Annotated in this window: 16 protein-coding genes; 10 read left to right on the top strand and 6 right to left on the bottom strand. The window is 61.5% G+C overall.

Annotated features, from left to right (window positions below; translation table 11 throughout):
* The first annotated feature begins 47 nt into the window (after positions 1 to 47).
* Complete coding sequence (gene rlmN, locus RA21_RS08030; protein ID WP_039147679.1) at positions 48 to 1235, top strand: 23S rRNA (adenine(2503)-C(2))-methyltransferase RlmN; 1188 nt, start codon at positions 48 to 50, stop codon at positions 1233 to 1235.
* A 38-nt stretch (positions 1236 to 1273) separates the two neighbouring features.
* On the opposite strand, the gene RA21_RS08025 is transcribed toward rlmN, so the two are convergent.
* Complete coding sequence (locus RA21_RS08025; protein WP_019295174.1) at positions 1274 to 2515, bottom strand: reprolysin-like metallopeptidase; 1242 nt, start codon at positions 2513 to 2515, stop codon at positions 1274 to 1276.
* 331 nt (positions 2516 to 2846) lie between these two features.
* On the opposite strand from RA21_RS08025, the gene RA21_RS08020 reads away from it, so the two are divergent.
* Positions 2847 to 3056 (top strand): hypothetical protein, encoded by a 210-nt coding sequence (locus tag RA21_RS08020; protein WP_029204713.1) that lies wholly within the window; start codon positions 2847 to 2849, stop codon positions 3054 to 3056.
* Positions 3057 to 3083: 27 nt separating this feature from the next.
* On the opposite strand, the gene RA21_RS08015 is transcribed toward RA21_RS08020, so the two are convergent.
* Positions 3084 to 3932, bottom strand: coding sequence for an LOG family protein (locus tag RA21_RS08015; protein ID WP_019295176.1), 849 nt, complete (start codon positions 3930 to 3932; stop codon positions 3084 to 3086).
* Between the two features lie 148 nt (positions 3933 to 4080).
* Between RA21_RS08015 and RA21_RS08010 the strand changes: the two genes are divergently transcribed.
* The 4 genes from RA21_RS08010 (at position 4081) to RA21_RS07995 (ending at position 8193) form a co-directional block, all read left to right on the top strand.
* Positions 4081 to 5001 (top strand): threonine/serine dehydratase, encoded by a 921-nt coding sequence (locus tag RA21_RS08010; RefSeq protein ID WP_039147677.1) that lies wholly within the window; start codon positions 4081 to 4083, stop codon positions 4999 to 5001.
* Positions 5002 to 5039: 38 nt separating this feature from the next.
* The gene (locus tag RA21_RS08005) at positions 5040 to 5639 is read left to right on the top strand and encodes a GntR family transcriptional regulator (RefSeq protein ID WP_039147675.1); all 600 of its coding nucleotides are present in this window, start codon (positions 5040 to 5042) and stop codon (positions 5637 to 5639) included.
* A 118-nt stretch (positions 5640 to 5757) separates the two neighbouring features.
* Positions 5758 to 6585, top strand: coding sequence for a 2,3,4,5-tetrahydropyridine-2,6-dicarboxylate N-succinyltransferase (gene dapD / locus RA21_RS08000; protein ID WP_039147673.1), 828 nt, complete (start codon positions 5758 to 5760; stop codon positions 6583 to 6585).
* Between the two features lie 240 nt (positions 6586 to 6825).
* Entirely contained in the window at positions 6826 to 8193 is a 1368-nt protein-coding gene (locus RA21_RS07995; RefSeq protein WP_039147671.1) for a formimidoylglutamate deiminase, read from the top strand.
* On the opposite strand, the gene RA21_RS07990 is transcribed toward RA21_RS07995, so the two are convergent.
* Positions 8190 to 8723, bottom strand: coding sequence for a HutD/Ves family protein (locus RA21_RS07990; RefSeq protein WP_039147670.1), 534 nt, complete (start codon positions 8721 to 8723; stop codon positions 8190 to 8192). The two genes, RA21_RS07995 and RA21_RS07990, sit on opposite strands and share 4 nt — an antisense overlap.
* Positions 8724 to 8869: 146 nt before the next feature.
* On the opposite strand from RA21_RS07990, the gene RA21_RS07985 reads away from it, so the two are divergent.
* Positions 8870 to 9217 (top strand): hypothetical protein, encoded by a 348-nt coding sequence (locus RA21_RS07985; protein ID WP_029204715.1) that lies wholly within the window; start codon positions 8870 to 8872, stop codon positions 9215 to 9217.
* Positions 9218 to 9219: 2 nt separating this feature from the next.
* Here RA21_RS07985 and RA21_RS07980 read toward each other — a convergent pair whose 3' ends face one another.
* The 3 genes from RA21_RS07980 to RA21_RS07970 form a co-directional block, all read right to left on the bottom strand.
* Positions 9220 to 10239, bottom strand: coding sequence for a transporter substrate-binding domain-containing protein (locus RA21_RS07980; protein ID WP_039172367.1), 1020 nt, complete (start codon positions 10237 to 10239; stop codon positions 9220 to 9222).
* A gap of 143 nt (positions 10240 to 10382) precedes the next feature.
* On the bottom strand, positions 10383 to 11306 hold the full coding sequence (locus RA21_RS07975) for a Hint domain-containing protein (RefSeq protein ID WP_241483483.1): 924 nt from the start codon (positions 11304 to 11306) through the stop codon (positions 10383 to 10385).
* Between the two features lie 155 nt (positions 11307 to 11461).
* Complete coding sequence (locus tag RA21_RS07970; protein ID WP_039147827.1) at positions 11462 to 13057, bottom strand: Hint domain-containing protein; 1596 nt, start codon at positions 13055 to 13057, stop codon at positions 11462 to 11464.
* 310 nt (positions 13058 to 13367) lie between these two features.
* On the opposite strand from RA21_RS07970, the gene dapE reads away from it, so the two are divergent.
* Genes dapE through RA21_RS07955 form a run of 3 tightly spaced genes read left to right on the top strand, consistent with a single transcriptional unit; the run spans position 13368 to position 15504 of the window.
* Positions 13368 to 14513 (top strand): succinyl-diaminopimelate desuccinylase, encoded by a 1146-nt coding sequence (gene dapE, locus RA21_RS07965; protein ID WP_039147666.1) that lies wholly within the window; start codon positions 13368 to 13370, stop codon positions 14511 to 14513.
* A complete protein-coding gene (locus tag RA21_RS07960) occupies positions 14510 to 14935 on the top strand; it encodes a GNAT family N-acetyltransferase (RefSeq protein ID WP_019295187.1) in 426 nt (141 codons plus the stop codon). Before dapE ends, RA21_RS07960 begins: the two co-directional genes overlap by 4 nt.
* Positions 14932 to 15504, top strand: coding sequence for a TIGR04282 family arsenosugar biosynthesis glycosyltransferase (locus RA21_RS07955; RefSeq protein ID WP_039147665.1), 573 nt, complete (start codon positions 14932 to 14934; stop codon positions 15502 to 15504). The genes RA21_RS07960 and RA21_RS07955 overlap by 4 nt, the downstream gene beginning before the upstream one ends.
* Positions 15505 to 15547 lie beyond the last annotated feature (43 nt).

Here is a 15547-nt window from a genome sequence, read left to right as displayed (position 1 = left end):
ATCCTATATAGAGCCGCATCCGCTCACCATGACCCGAGGCTTTTGCCATGACCGCCAGCGCGCCGATCACTCAGGATGTAATGACCCTGCCCCGCAAGGAGCCCGAGGGCGGCAAGATCAATCTTGTGGGCCTGACCCGCGAGCGCATGCGCGAAGTGCTGATTGAGCACGGCACACCGGAGAAGCAGGCCAAGATGCGGGTCGGCCAGATCTGGCAGTGGATCTACCAATGGGGCAAGCGTGACTTTGGTGACATGACCAACCTGGCCAAGGCCTACCGCGCGCAGCTGGCGGAGACCTTTGAGATCCGCATCCCCGAGGTGGTGAGCAAGCAGGTGTCGACCGACGGCACCCGCAAGTATCTGGTGCGGATCAACGGCGGCCACGAGGTCGAGGTGGTCTATATCCCCGAGGATGACCGCGGCACCCTATGCATCTCCAGCCAGGTGGGCTGCACCCTGACCTGCTCCTTCTGCCATACCGGCACCCAGAAGCTGGTGCGCAACCTGACCCCGGCGGAAATCGTCGGCCAGGTGATGATGGCGCGCGACGACCTGGAGGAATGGCCGGTGCCGGGCGCGCCAAAGGAAGAAACCCGGCTGCTCTCCAACATCGTGCTGATGGGCATGGGTGAGCCGCTTTATAACTTCGACAACGTGCGCGACGCGATGAAGATTGCGATGGACCCGGAAGGCATCTCACTGTCCCGCCGCCGTATCACCCTGTCGACCTCCGGCGTGGTGCCGGAGATTGCACGGACAGCCGAGGAAATCGGCTGCCTTCTGGCGATTTCCTTCCATGCCACCACCAACGAAACCCGTGATGTGCTGGTGCCGATCAACAAGCGCTGGAATATCGACGAGCTGCTGCAGGCACTGGCGGATTATCCCAAGGCGTCGAACTCGGAACGGATCACCTTTGAATATGTGATGCTGGACGGGGTGAATGACAGCGATGAGGACGCGCACCGGCTGATCGACCACATCAAGCGCTACAACATCCCGGCGAAGATCAACCTGATCCCGTTCAACGAATGGCCGGGCGCACCCTATAAGCGCAGCTCCAACAACCGGATCCGGGCGTTTGCCAATATCATCTATCAGGCCGGCTATGCGTCGCCGATCCGCAAGACCCGCGGCGAGGACATCATGGCGGCCTGCGGCCAGCTGAAATCAGCCACCGAACGCGCCCGCAAGAGCCGCAAACAGATTGAGGCCGAAGCCGGGATGAAGTGACCCGGCTCCGGCCCCGCTGCGGCAGGTCCCCGGCTGCCTTAACTGAAAAGGAAATCGTCTGCGGACAGCCCGCCGGTGTAGCCGGTGAGCTCGACGTTGTGATTGCCGTAGTAGCTAATATGCGTATCGCCGCCTTGCTGGGTGATGGTCAGGTCACTGAAACTGTCAGGGCTGGTTCCGGAGAACCGGATCCTGTCATTGCCATTGCCGAAGTCGGTGATTGTGTTCGAATCCCAATAGTCAGCGGAAACAAAAACAAAGACATCGTCGCCTGTTCCGCCCGTCAGGACATCAGAGCCGTCACCGCCGGAGAGGCGGTCCCGGCCGCTGCCGCCATGCAGTGTGTCGTTGCCGCGGCCGCCATACAGCTTGTCATTTCCGGAATTGCCGCGCAGGTCATCGTGTTCACCGCTGGCGCCTGAATATTTCGACGTGTTGATCCCGCCAATCAGGATATCGGCACCGCCGCCGCCCTTCAGCGTATCATTGCCATAGCCGCCAAAAAGCTTGTCTGCTCCTTTGCATCCGGCAAGCATGTCATCAGCCTCGCGGCCTTTGACCGTGTCATTGCCGCCATGCGCGAAAATCCTGGTGTCCTCTCCGGTTGCCAGAATGACTTCGGACCGGCCGCTGGTCTTGATCACTACGATATCGTCAGAGTTTTTGTACGCGTTCCAGCCTTCGGTCTTTGACGAGTTTCCATAGATATGCTGCAGCGCCTGAACATCCAAAGTGCCAAGTTCCGTGGCATTGTAGCCGGCATAATTGTAGGTCATCACGGTGTGCGCCTGATCGTCCAGATGATCGGCCAGCGTATGATCGCCATCATGCGGATGTTCCAAACCTACTGCGTGGCCGATCTCATGCAGGATCGTTTCATAGCCATAGGTGCCCGGCGCCATGCTGCTGCCCTGGATTGCCAGATCCCCCTTGCCGGTAGAAGTGGCGCTGGCCCAGGAGTAATTTGCCCAGCCGGCCGCTGAGCCGCCGTTGTAGCCGAATACATCAATCATCGCCGGACCGTCGGTTTCGACGAAGAGCAGCCCGGAGACTTCCTCGAACTCTTCCAGTGCCTGCCTGAAGTAGCTGCGCTGGGTGCTGTTGAATGACCAGTAGCTGGTTGCGCCGTAAGGGTCATCGGACGCGTTTCCCAATTCACCACTGCCGAGAAAACTGTATGTCACAACAGATTGGGTGCCGAGCTTGACCTGGCTGTTCCAGCGGTAGTTGCTGTTCGAGGTATAGGCCAAAAGCGCCGTGTAGTCTGTTACTTCGGACATCGGAAATCTCCACTGCTCCACCGCCGATAAGTTTTTGTTTGCAAATGTGGCCAAGTTTGGCCGGTTTCCTGGCGCAGAAGGTGCAAACACCGAAGAGTTTTCTGCAAAAGGCAAATACCAGCGTGTTCACGCTCTGGCGGACCGCGGCTTCCCGCCTAATTTCCAGGGCGACAGCCTTCAGACCGCTTATAAGCCCGACTGTTGCCTGACGGGCACAGCGGCAACCGCAGCACGTGCTGCCGCATTCTTTCCCCAATCCAGCTTCAATTCCGCCGCTTGGCGCAAACAGTTTCCAGATTACGGACAATCCAATTTTCAGAAGGAATCACCGATGGCTCCGATGGAACGAAAGACCGCCCCGATTGACCCCAGTGTTCTGGACCTGATCCGCAGCGAACGCCAAAAGGCGCTGAGCCCGCGGGAATGGCAATTCCGCCTGCGCGGATACGGTTATGCCGTGAAAACCGTGGGAGGCGCCCAGATCCTCACCCGGCTGACCACCGGCGATGAAGTCGGCAAGCTGCCGCCGGAATTCGCCTGATCCCGGCAGCAGCGGTTATTGCGGCGTTCAGCGCTCGCGGCCTGGCAGGCTGTCGCGCGGCGGCGCGGGCTCCCAATTGTCGATGATCTGTACCGCTTCCTGTGCGGTATCGACCACACGGAACAGGTCCAGGTCCTGATCGGAAATGGTGCCGGCATCGGCCAGCGCCTCCCAGTTGACGATCTTATTCCAGAATTCCTTTCCGAACAGCAGGAACGGCACCCGTTCCATGCGCCCGGTCTGGATCAGGGTCAGACTCTCAAACAGCTCATCCAGGGTGCCGAAGCCGCCCGGAAACACCGTGATCGCCCGCGCCCGCATCAGGAAATGCATCTTGCGGATCGCGAAATAGTGGAAGTTGAAGCTGAGGTCCGGCGTCACATAGCCGTTGGGCGCCTGCTCATGCGGCAGCACGATAGACAGGCCGATGGAATGGCCGCCCGCATCCAGCGCGCCGCGGTTGCCTGCCTCCATCACACCCGGACCGCCACCGGTCACCACGACGTTATGGCGGCCGCCGCTCTCCTTGGACTTTTCGGTCATCAGCCGGGCAAACTCACGCGCTTCATCGTAGAAATGCGACAGATCGGCCAGCGTCTGGGTGCGTGCCTTGTCCTTATGCGCAGGATCCGGAATGCGGGCGCCGCCGAACATCACGATGGTGCTTTCTATGCCATGCTCGTTCAGCATCAGCTCCGGCTTCAACAGCTCCAGCTGCAAGCGCACCGGGCGCAGTTCCTCGCGGCACAGGAATTCCTCATCGGCAAAGGCCAGCCGGTAGGCCGGCGCCTGGGTCTGCGGCGTGGCGGGCACATGTTCGGCCCGGTCCCGGTCTGAGTGTGCGTCGCGGAAACGGCTGTGGCGGTCTTCGGTCATAAGCAATCCAAATAAAAATAACAGGATCTCCTTTGTAACCGTCCTTGGCCGTTAGCGCCAATCAAGAATGCATCAGAACGCGCCGTTCCGCTTGCACGGCGGCCCGGTGCGGATAAGGTTCCGGCCAAGCAGGCAAGGAGGACCGCGCATGAACTGGCAGGATGAAATCAAGGCAGCGGCAGAACGCATCCGCCCCCATGTGCAGCAAACGCCCGTAATGCAGACCCGCGGGTTCGGCCTGGACTACCCGGTGGAACTGAAGCTGGAGCACATGCAGCACACCGGCAGTTTCAAGGCGCGCGGCGCCTTCAACACGCTGCTGAGCCAGGAAGTGCCTGCCGGCGGCCTGGTCGCGGCCTCTGGCGGCAATCACGGGGCGGCGGTTGCCCATGCTGCGCATCAACTGGGCCACAGGGCGCGTATCTACGTTCCGGAAATGGCAGGCCCCGCCAAAATCTCGCTGATCGAACGCACCGGTGCCGATCTGCAGGTGGTGCCCGGCGCCTATGCCAATGCGTTGGAGCAAGCGCAGGCCTATGAGGCTGAAACCGGTGCCATGCAGGTCCATGCCTATGACGCGCCTGCCACCGTCGCAGGGCAAGGCACCTGCTTCGCCGAATGGCTGGCACAGGGGCTGCAAGCCGACACCCTGCTGATTGCAGTAGGCGGCGGCGGGCTGATTGCCGGCGCGCTGGCTTGGTTTCAGGGCGCCCGTAAGATCATCGCCGTGGAGCCGGAAACCTCCTGCGCTTTGAACGCGGCGCTGGCAGCCGGGCAGCCGGTAGATGTAGAGGTTTCAGGCGTTGCCGCCAACGCGCTGGGTGCCAAGCAGATTGGCAATATCTGCTTTGAGCTGGCCGCTGCGCAGGGTGTCACATCCCTCACCGTGCCGGACAGTGCGATCACCCAGGCCCAGACGGCGCTCTGGCGCGAACGCCGGATCCTGGTAGAGCCTGCGGGCGCTACCGCGCTGGCGTCGCTGATGTGCGGTGCCTACCGGCCGGAGCCAGGCGAACGCGTGGCGGTACTGGTCTGCGGCGGCAACATTGCCCCGGATCCGCTGGGATAACTCTTGCAGCAATCCCCAGGCAGCCCTATCGGAATAGCATGTCCGCAACCATCGCCGATACAATCTATCTGAGCCTGAGCGAACGCATCATTACCGGTGCGCTTCCGGCTGGCGAAAAGTTGCGCCAGGACCATATCGCGCGGGAGTTTGCGGCCAGCCATGTGCCGGTGCGCGAGGCGCTGCTGCGGCTGGAGGCGCACGGGCTGGCGGTGTCCGAACCGCGGCGCGGCACACGGGTCAGCGCCCTGAACCCTGCTGAGATCCGCGAAGTGATCGAGATGCGGGTGGCGCTGGAAGTGCTGGCTTTGACGCACGCCTTTGGCCGGCTCACCTCTGACGATGTCAAAGCCGCCGAGGCTGCCCGTCTGGCATGCGATGCAGCCGAGGACATGGCCAGCTGGGAGCGCTTGAACCGCGCCTTCCACCGCGTGATTCTGGCGCCCTGCGCAATGCCAAGGCTACTGGCATCGATCGACGATCTGCATATCGCCGCAGCCCGGCATCTGTTCGCCAATTGGCAGCACCAGTGGAGCCGCCGGGTGGACGCCGATCACGCCGCCATTGTCCAGGCGATGACCCGGCGCGATGCTGCAGGAGCCTGTGAGATCCTGCGCCGCCACTTGCGCCGGGTGCGCTGACCGGCTGGAACCCGGCAAAACGCCGTCAGGGGCGGCAATTTGGACGCAATCCGGACATGACCTGCGGGCAGTTTGCCGGTATGAAGCTCCGAATCTAACCGATGCCGGAGGAACATCCATGTCCAACGCCCAGCTGGAAGCAGCAATCGAAGCCGCCTGGGAGGCGCGCGACACCATCACCCCCGCCACCACCGGCGAACAGCGAGAAGCGATCGAAGACACCCTGAACGAGCTTGACTCAGGCAGGCTGCGGGTGGCCGAGAAACTGGACAGCGGCGACTGGCATGTGAACCAGTGGGCCAAGAAGGCCGTGCTGCTGGGCTTCCGCATCAAGGACATGGAAATCCACGAAGGCGGCCCGCAGGCCGGCGGCTGGTGGGACAAGGTCGACAGCAAGTTCAACGGCTGGGGCGAGGCCGACTGGAAATCCGCAGGCTTCCGCGCGGTGCCGAACTGCGTGGTCCGCAAATCCGCCTATATCGCGCCGGGCGCGGTGCTGATGCCCTCCTTCGTGAACCTTGGCGCCTATGTCGACGAAGGCACCATGGTCGACACCTGGGCCACCGTCGGCTCCTGCGCTCAGATCGGCAAGAACGTGCACCTGTCGGGCGGCGTCGGCATCGGCGGTGTGCTTGAGCCGATGCAGGCCGGCCCCACTATCATTGAAGACAACTGCTTCATCGGCGCCCGTTCCGAGGTGGTCGAAGGCTGCATCGTGCGCGAAGGCTCTGTCCTGGGCATGGGTGTGTTCATCGGCAAATCGACCAAGATCGTCGACCGCGAAACCGGCGAAGTGATGTACGGCGAAGTGCCGCCCTACTCGGTTGTGGTGGCGGGTTCGATGCCGTCCAAGAACAACATCAGCCTCTACTGCGCGGTGATCGTGAAGCGCGTTGATGAGAAGACCCGTTCCAAGACCGGCATCAACGAGCTGCTGCGCGACTGATCCGCACCTCATAGCTGACAAGACAAAACGCGCCCCATCCGGGCGCGTTTTTCATTGGGGCTTTACCCCAAACCCCAGGATATTTTCAGCCAGATGAAACCTAGATCCTGTATTCTTCTGGCACATAAATGTCCCTGTGTGATGTTGCTAGGCCGAGGGGCAGCGCCCCTTCTGTTCAAAACCCTTGCCGCGCAATAAACCTGGCGCTAATGATATTACATCTACACATAAGAGAGTCAGATGCAAACCATTTTCGCCCAGCGCGCCCGCCTGCCCCAGGGATGGGCTGAGAACCTCCGGCTGACAGTTGATAGCGGCCGGATCACCGCATTGGAAACCGGTGCCGGGCCGCAACCCGGGGACGCGCGGGCGGATGTGCTGCTGCCATCGCTGGGCAACCTGCACTCACACAGCTTCCAGCGCGCGATGGCGGGCATGACCGAATACCGCGCGGCCGGCAAGGACAGCTTCTGGACCTGGCGCGAGCTGATGTACCGCTTCATGGACCGCATCACGCCTGAGCAGTATGAGGCCATCGCCGCACTGGTGTTCATGGAAATGCTGGAGGCAGGGTATGCATCTGTCGGCGAGTTCCACTACGTCCACCACCAGCCCGGCGGTGCGCGTTTTACGTCGGTGACAGAGCTGAGCGAGCGGGTGTTTGCGGCGGCCAGCCAGACAGGCATCGGCCTGACGCACCTGCCGGTGCTTTACACCTATGGCGGTGCCGGCAAGCAGGAGTTGAGCGGTGGTCAGCAGAGGTTTGGCAACTCCGTGGCGGACTTTTCTGATCTCGTCAGCCGCGCCCGCGGGATTGCAGCGCGCGATCTGCCCGCGGATGCCTGTGTCGGCATTGCGCCGCATTCGCTGCGTGCTACCTGCCCCAAGGATCTGGCGGAAGTGCTGCAGATCCAGGACGGGCTGCCGGTGCATATCCACATCGCAGAGCAGCCCAAGGAAGTGGCCGATATCAGCGATTGGCTGGGGGCGCGGCCAGTGGAATGGCTGCTGGAAAACGCGCCCGTGGATGGCAAATGGTGCCTGATCCACGCCACCCACATGACCAGCACCGAAACTATCGCCATGGCGCGGTCCGGTGCCGTTGCAGGTCTCTGTCCGATCACAGAGGCGAACCTGGGCGACGGGCCGTTCAACGGGGTGGAATACCTGGCGCATAACGGGGCATTTGGGGTTGGTTCAGACTCAAACGTGCGTATATCGCTGCCAGAGGAACTGCGAACGCTGGAATATTCCCAGCGGCTGAGGGACCTGGCGCGCAATGTGCTGGTGCCGGGTGAGGGCTCGGTGGGCGAAACGTTGTACCTAGGCGCGGCGAAAAGCGGTGCGCAGGCTTTGGGACGCGATGCCGGGCGGATCGAGGAAGGCGCGCTGGCAGATCTGGTGGCGATAGACAGCACAGTGCCCGCCCTCTGCGCGCTGAAGCCGGAGCAGTTGCTGGACGGTCTGTGTTTTGCCGCGGGCGATGACACCGTAACAGACGTCTGGAGCGCAGGCCGCCACGTAGTGCAGCAGGGCCGCCACATTGCCCGCGACACTGTGGTTGCGGGATATCAGACAGCCATCAAAGAGCTGCTGAATAGTCTCTAAACCGGCAAAAACTGCACATGGATAACCGCGCCGCCATCGGAAACCTCTCCGGTGGCGGCACCTTTTGCTGTAACACCCTCGCCTGGGAGAAAACGTCCCTGGCCGTGCATCTCCAGACTGCCGGAAACCACAAAGAAGGCTTGGATGCCCTCACAGTCACGCACGGCACCTCCACTCAGAATTTCCGCCTTTGCCGTGACACGGTTCGGATCATAAATCACATTGAACGCCTTGCAGACGCCATCGCGCAGTCGGCAATCCAATGCCAGCCCGCCATCAAAAGACACCGGTTTCAGCGGCCGGGCCTCCAGCCGGATGTGCCCATCCGACAGGGTGTGGCCGGCGCCTTCGACGATGCAATGAATGCGGGCGTATCCTGAAAAGGCTGAAAACGGGCCGCTTCGCTCAATTTCTGCCAGGCTGAGACGCCAGACAATTTGGCCGTCTTCTTCGTGCACGGCCAGTTCGCGGGTAATGCCGCCGCCGTTTTTCCAGGGCACCGGCTGGGCAGTCAGGGCGGAAAAACGCATCGGGCATCCTCGGGGTTCAATTCAACAAGCTTAGACATAGAGCCCGGCTGCAAACCGCCGCAAGCCTTCAGTTGATTGCTCATCACTCCGGTACCGGTGTGTCAAATGGATTGACCATCCCCCTGCCCCGACGCTATGGCGGCGGCATGGAAAAGAAGAAACCCTCCCGCCAGCAAGTCTATACCCTGCTTGTCCAGATCGGACGCAAGGAGGGGGACGGCCTGCCCGACGGCGCCACCGGCGCTGCGCTGATGATCTATGCCTCCGGTATTGATGAAGCCGAGGCGGTGCGGGAAACAGTGGCGATCCTAAAGCAAGCCGATACTGCACCGCTGGACGTGACCGGATACGGTACGCTGGAAGAGCGCGAGGCCGAAGGCCATGAAATCGGCGATGAGGAACGCGATCTGATGCAGCGGGCACTGGAGGAAAACGCGGTGATTGTCGCTCAAATGACCCCGTTCTTTGACGGTGAAGAGCCTGTTTTTCACTAACTTCAGTTCTGGCTGCCGAACCATTTGCGGTAGAGGGCGTCATAGCTGCCGTCCTCCTGCATCGTCAAAAGCGCCTGGTTGACCTCTTCCACCAGCGGCGAGCCGGCCGGGAACACCAGCCCGTAGTTTTCCCGCAGGAACGGCTGGCCGATGGTGTGGCCGTATTGATGGCCGCCTTGCTGCACGTAGAAATTCAGTACCGGCGCATCAAAGACTACGGCCTTGATCTCCCCCGCTTCAAAGGCAGCCAGCATCTCCTCCAATCCGGAGAAGGCAGCATAGTCGATCTCGCGCCGGTCCAGGAAACCGGCGGCTGTGGAGCCGCCGATGGTGCCGACGGATCTGCCATAGAGGTCATTCACGGAGTTCACTGAGCCGGTGATTGCCTCCACTGTCATAACCGCTGTGATCTTGGCGACGAAGATTGAGACGATGAACAGCGAAGATACCACCAGCACCACGCCGAACATCCGGCCAATGGGTGTGCGCGGCACCCGTTCCTCGAAGCCGCCATTCACCACAAGGTTCAGCGCCCACCAGAAAGAGGGGAACCATGCCTCTTTCAGAGGGCGGTCGAAATAGGGCTGTGCGCGGCGTTCGAACGTCCACATCATCATGCCGCCGCCAAACAGCAGCAGAAAGGCGATCCCGATCGCCGCTGCCAGGTCCCAGGACATGATCGCCCGCAGCAGCGATGGCTCGCGGACGTCATCAGCCTGCACCATGATCTGCAAACCGCTTTCAAAAATCGGGTGGCTGAAATCCATTTCGATCTCCCGCGAGGCGGTGATCGAGATATTGGCGGCTGCCAGATCGGCCTCTCCGCTCCGCACGCCTTCCAGCATGTCCGAAAAGCTGTCAGCGCGGCTGACGCGGTAGTCCAAATCCAGCCGCTCTGCCAAGATTTTGAACAATTCCAGTGAGAAGCCGGTGTCGCGCCCCTCTTCCACCATTGAAAAGGGCGGCCGGGTGACGGTATTGACCGTCAGCACCTGCGCGGAAAGCAATTGCCCCCATAGCATAAACAGGACGGCTGAGATCAGGCGGAGATACGGCACGGAAACGCTCGGATTGGCCTCTGAAAGGGTTTTAACGTCCTTAGGCGGATCACGGTTTTCACGCAAGCATCAAGGATGCAGAGGCAGAAATTGCGTCAAAGACTGTGTCAGGCCGTCCGCCTGTCAGCCAGCACCGCAGCGTCAAAGGCACGCAGAACCGGGAATTTCGGCTGCCGGTGTTCCGGAAGAGCAGCGGCACCGTGCGGCGCCACAAGACTGGCCGCCAGGCGCTGCGGGTCGCGGCGCAAGCGGCCCAGGTACAGGCTTTCAGTCATCGCCCCTGCAGCAATCAGCGGCTCATGGTCCGGCAGGACCGCCTGGCAATAGGTTATCAGAGGCGCACCAGCCTGGCCCGGCTGCGCGGTGCCGGTGCCCAGCAGATTGCCGGCTGGCACCAGAACCGCGGGCTTGCCAAACAGGTATTCGACCTCTGAGCCGGTCAATACCAGCCGTTGAAACGGCGCGACCTGAATGTCTTGCAGCAATCCGAAGTACGGTGCTCTGAGACGCACTGGAGCGAAGGAGCCCAGCGCAGGCACCTGGCGCTCCACCACCTGCAGCACGGGTACTGCCGCACCGCCGCTGGTCAGCACCAGGTCCCCCCGTTTCAGGCAGCCCAGTGCGCGGTAGCCTTGCGGTACGGCAATTGGCGTGGCTGGCAGCAGCCCGGGGGCTGGACCAGCTGGCTCAACCTTGGCGGACAGGGCCAGATATTCCACTGAAGCTCCCCTGTAGCCCAGCGGCCCCGCCAGCGCCTGCAGATCACGCAGCCGCCAAGGTTTTGGATCCGCCAGCGCGGCAATCTGCATCTGCCCGCCATCCGGCTGTTCCAATGTCAGCTGCCCTGTTCTTGCAGGGGCATCCCAGGCGTAGCTCAGCCGCAACCGTCCGGCGCGTCCAGAACTGGTCGGATTCAGTGTCTGATGCAGAACGGCCCCGCACTGCTCCAGAACGAAACTCAGACCGCCGCCCGGAACCGCCTGAATTGCCAGCCGCAGAGGCCAGTCTCCGCCCTGGGAATAAAGGAGCAATGGCTCAGGACGGGTGATTTCCGGCAAGTGGCATTCAAGCATGATTGTGCCGCACACAAGCAAACTGTCTCCGTCGGCTGTCCCGCCAGAGCGCAGCGCCTGCGTATTGCACCAATCGAGCCCGCTGCCAGAGGCCGAAAACCAGGACACCTTCCTCAGGCCGCCTGCGTTGCGGCCAAAAGCTGGCCCTCATAAGACTTAAGCGCAGGCCGGGCAGCAGCGCTGTAGCCCGCGCCGGTTTCCGGGTCCAATTCGGGAAACAGCGCGCAAATCTCCTCAGCCACCGCCTGTTCGAAAAGATTAACGATCTGCGGTCCCGGCAGGAAACTTTCCGTCTCCAATCCTTCCGAGTAGATCACTTGGTGGCTATCGAACATAAGGTGCACATAGGTGACCTCACCGCCCGGACAGCAGGTAACGCTGCGGCCGTTCACCAGATCCTTGGCCGCTACCAGAACCTCTTCTTCACCGAAGAACAGCTCAGCATGGGCCCCGCGCACAAGCACCCGGTGCTGCGGCGAGACCAGCAGCGCGCCATGCCGCCCAAAGGTATCCGCAGCAATACGAATTGGTGCAAAATCCCCTACAGCTGCAACCGAGCGGCCACCGGTCCAGCTTAGCGGCTGGGCCCCCTCGTCGCGGGTTTCAACCAGGTCACCTGGCATCAGATCCTCAACCGGCACTTCTCCGAGCGGAGTGCGGATAAGAGTTCCGGCCACAAAACAGGGGATTGAGCTTGCGTTGACAAAGCCGGTGTCGCTGATGGTGCCGTTGCTGACTGTATAAGTGAAATTGAAATGCTCGGTATCACCGTCACCCGCCAGGGTGATTGTGCCATCTTCGTTCAGCGTCACCTGCTGGCCTGAGGGCAGCGTGACTACGGACCCTGCGGTGACTGCAACCCCGTTGATGTGTGTCACGGTCAGAGTGCTGCCGTCAGCTCCATCCGTGCCGCCGTCCCATATGTTGATATCGTTTTCCAGAATTTCGATGGTCTTGCTGCCATCCGGCGTTACAAACACTTTGTCTGTAATGGCAATCAGATTGGTCTGTCCCGACTTGCCTGCAATCAGGAGATTGCTGTCATAGCTGCTGTCGCCAACGTCGGCTATGCCGATCCGGATGTTGTTCACCTGATCCGGGTTCACCCGCATCGTCAGGGTCATGGTGACCGTCAGGCCGTCCATCTCCGTGTTGAAATCATCGCTGGTGTTGTCGAGATATAGGTTCTCATTAATTGAGGCACTTACATTTGCCGGGTTCGCGGCACCGCCTGCAATTTCCAATTGGGCCGGTTCGCCATTCACCCAAACCGCAACCATGTCCTGGTAAACGGAGTTCTGAAATTCGGGAAACTCCTCAGAAGAGAATACAAACTGCAGCGTCATCACCTGCGAATCCGGAATAAAGCTCACATCCAGATAGGAGGCGTCATAGGTTCTGGTGCCGGCGATTTCATTGAAATCGGCTTGGTTGCTTGGCCCCCAGGTGTTGGTGGATTGGTTGGTGTCCTGATTGGCTTGGCCGCGCGAATTGGTGAACTGATCGGCGCGCCCCGTCGACAGTATTACGCCTGTGTCACTGGGTGTCGCACCGGGTGCCAGCGCATCGCCGTTGGAATAAATCGCTGAAGAACGGCTGTCACCGGTATAGCTGGCATCTAAAACGGTAATCCCGTCACCAAAGATGGTGTCTGCCATCTCCAATGCGGATGCATTGGTATCGTAATTAAGCTCTCGTGCCCTGACCATTGCGCCGCCTGCTCCCGCCATCCGGACAAGCGTCCCGCGCAGACAGCTGCCACTGCCGCGTCGCCAGCGGACCCGCCGCCAGTCAGTTCTGCGCGCCCCGCTGTTACGGTGGTGCTGCTCTCGGGATACCCTGCCTCGGGTTAATTATGATTAACAAATCATTAACATGATTCCCGGATACTGGGCAGGCTCTCCTTTGCAGGGCCGTGAAACCGCTGCTTTTGCGCCACATTTACGGGCCTCCCTGCGAATTGCACAGCGCTCCGTTCCGCGCTAGGCCTGTGGCAACCGGAACCTGAGGAGCCCGCCAATGCCGCAAACCGATCCCGCCCGCCTGACTGCCGACCTGATCCGCTGCCCGTCGGTCACGCCTAAGGAAGGCGGCGCATTGGTGCTGCTGGAAAAACTGCTGAGCGAGGCCGGATTCACCTGCACCCGCACCGACCGTGGCGAGGTCAGCAACCTGTTTGCCCGCTGGGGCGCCAAGGGCCACGCCAAGACTTTTGGCTTCAACGGCCACACCGATGTGGTGCCGCTGGGGGACGAGGCCGCCTGGACCATGCCGCCCTTCGGCGCCGATGAGAAGGACGGGTTCATGTACGGGCGCGGCGCCACCGACATGAAATCGGGGGTTGCGGCCTTTGCGGCGGCGGCCGTGGACTTTGTGCGGCACACACCGCCGGAGGGTGCCATCATCCTGACCATCACCGGCGACGAGGAAGGCCCTGCCGTGGACGGCACCACTGCGCTGCTGGATTACATGGACCGCGAAGGTGAACAGATGTCGGTCTGCCTTGTGGGCGAACCGACCTGCCCCAATGAGATGGGCGAGATGATCAAGATCGGCCGCCGCGGGTCGATGACGGCCTGGTTCACGGTGACCGGTGTGCAGGGCCATTCGGCCTACCCGCACCGGGCCAACAATCCGCTGAACGCAATGGCGCGGCTGATGGACCGGCTGGCGAGCCATGAGCTTGATCAAGGCACTGAACACTTTGACGCCTCCACCCTGGCTGTTGTCACTATCGACACCGGAAATACCGCGACCAACGTGATCCCGGCTCAGGCCACTTCAGCCGTGAATATCCGTTTCAACGACGCCCACACAGGTGCCGGCCTAACGGACTGGCTCCAAAGCGAGGCGGACAAGGCAGCAGCGGAGTTCGGCGTTGATATCGGGATGAAGGTGAAGATCTCAGGTGAGAGCTTCATAACCCCGCCGGGCGCGCTCTCGGATCTGGTTTCAAAAGCGGTCGAGGCGGAGACCGGCCGCAAGCCGGAACTGTCGACCACTGGCGGCACCTCGGATGCGCGGTTCGTCAAGAGCCACTGCCCGGTGGTGGAGTTCGGGCTGGTTGGCAAGACCATGCACCAGGTGGATGAGCGCGTGGAGGTCGCACATATCCACCAGCTGAAAGCCATCTATACCCGCATCCTGCAGGACTATTTCGCATGAGTCTGAGCATTTCAGTCACCGAGGATCTAGAGACATGCTTTGCCTTGCGCCACCAAGTGTTCGTGGAGGAGCAAGGGGTGCCGGTGGAGGAGGAGCAAGACGCGCTGGACGGCTCTGCCACCCATCTTCTGGCGCTGCAGGACGGTGTCCCGGTTGGGACGGCGCGGATTGTGTTCAATGGGAACACCGCCAAGATCGGCCGGGTTTGCGTGCTGTCCTCGACCCGCGGCACCGGGCTTGGCGCCAAATTGATTGAAGCTGCAGTGGATGCCGCCCGGGCGCGTCCCGGGGTAACCAAGGCCAAACTTGGTGCGCAGATCCATGCGCTCGGGTTCTATGAGAAGCTTGGCTTCACCGCCTTTGGCCCAGTCTATGACGATGCCGGTATCGATCATCGGGACATGGTGCGTGATTTCACGTGAAACGCACCCTGATCATCATGGTCAAGGAACCTCGTCCCGGACGAGTCAAGACCCGGCTGGGACGGGATATCGGCGTGATCCCGGCCACCTGGTGGTTCCGCCATCAGTCCGCACGGTTGGTCCGGTCCTTGCGGGATCCGCGCTGGCAGATCGTATTGGCGGTGGCGCCAGACCTGGCGGTGCGCTCCAAGGTCTGGCCTGCTGATTTGCCGCGTTGGCCGCAAGGGCCAGGCGATCTGGGCGCACGCATGAAGCGGATGCTGCGGGCCGTTCCTGGGCCTGTCTGCCTGATCGGTGCCGACATCCCCGGCATCACCCGCGCCCATATCGCCCGCGCCTTTGCAGCCCTTGGCGGTCATGACGCGGTTTTTGGTCCGGCAGCGGACGGCGGTTATTGGCTGGTGGGCGCCAAGCACCCCACCCGCCTTCCGCATGGCATGTTCGAAAATGTCCGCTGGTCCAGCGAACATGCGCTGGCCGATACGCTGAACACCCTGCCCGGCTGGCGCATTGCGCTGACCGATACCCTGCAGGACGTCGACACCGTGGCGGACCTGCCGCGGCGCTGACGTTTCGCTTTTCACAATGACGCCGCCCCCGCGCCATGCTAGG

Origin of the sequence: Leisingera sp. ANG-DT (assembly GCF_000813785.1) — a bacterium.
Lineage (GTDB): Bacteria > Pseudomonadota > Alphaproteobacteria > Rhodobacterales > Rhodobacteraceae > Leisingera.
This window is presented reverse-complemented; position numbering and strand designations above follow the sequence as displayed.

What these genes read in the sequence shown, in the direction of transcription:
- rlmN (WP_039147679.1), top strand. Translation starts at nt 48, where the DNA reads ATGACCGCCAGCGCGCCGATCACTCAGGATGTAATGACCCTGCCCCGC.
- RA21_RS08025 (WP_019295174.1), bottom strand. Translation starts at nt 2,515, where the DNA reads ATGTCCGAAGTAACAGACTACACGGCGCTTTTGGCCTATACCTCGAAC.
- RA21_RS08020 (WP_029204713.1), top strand. Translation starts at nt 2,847, where the DNA reads ATGGCTCCGATGGAACGAAAGACCGCCCCGATTGACCCCAGTGTTCTG.
- RA21_RS08015 (WP_019295176.1), bottom strand. Translation starts at nt 3,932, where the DNA reads ATGACCGAAGACCGCCACAGCCGTTTCCGCGACGCACACTCAGACCGG.
- RA21_RS08010 (WP_039147677.1), top strand. Translation starts at nt 4,081, where the DNA reads ATGAACTGGCAGGATGAAATCAAGGCAGCGGCAGAACGCATCCGCCCC.
- RA21_RS08005 (WP_039147675.1), top strand. Translation starts at nt 5,040, where the DNA reads ATGTCCGCAACCATCGCCGATACAATCTATCTGAGCCTGAGCGAACGC.
- dapD (WP_039147673.1), top strand. Translation starts at nt 5,758, where the DNA reads ATGTCCAACGCCCAGCTGGAAGCAGCAATCGAAGCCGCCTGGGAGGCG.
- RA21_RS07995 (WP_039147671.1), top strand. Translation starts at nt 6,826, where the DNA reads ATGCAAACCATTTTCGCCCAGCGCGCCCGCCTGCCCCAGGGATGGGCT.
- RA21_RS07990 (WP_039147670.1), bottom strand. Translation starts at nt 8,723, where the DNA reads ATGCGTTTTTCCGCCCTGACTGCCCAGCCGGTGCCCTGGAAAAACGGC.
- RA21_RS07985 (WP_029204715.1), top strand. Translation starts at nt 8,870, where the DNA reads ATGGAAAAGAAGAAACCCTCCCGCCAGCAAGTCTATACCCTGCTTGTC.
- RA21_RS07980 (WP_039172367.1), bottom strand. Translation starts at nt 10,239, where the DNA reads ATGCTATGGGGGCAATTGCTTTCCGCGCAGGTGCTGACGGTCAATACC.
- RA21_RS07970 (WP_039147827.1), bottom strand. Translation starts at nt 13,057, where the DNA reads ATGGTCAGGGCACGAGAGCTTAATTACGATACCAATGCATCCGCATTG.
- dapE (WP_039147666.1), top strand. Translation starts at nt 13,368, where the DNA reads ATGCCGCAAACCGATCCCGCCCGCCTGACTGCCGACCTGATCCGCTGC.
- RA21_RS07960 (WP_019295187.1), top strand. Translation starts at nt 14,510, where the DNA reads ATGAGTCTGAGCATTTCAGTCACCGAGGATCTAGAGACATGCTTTGCC.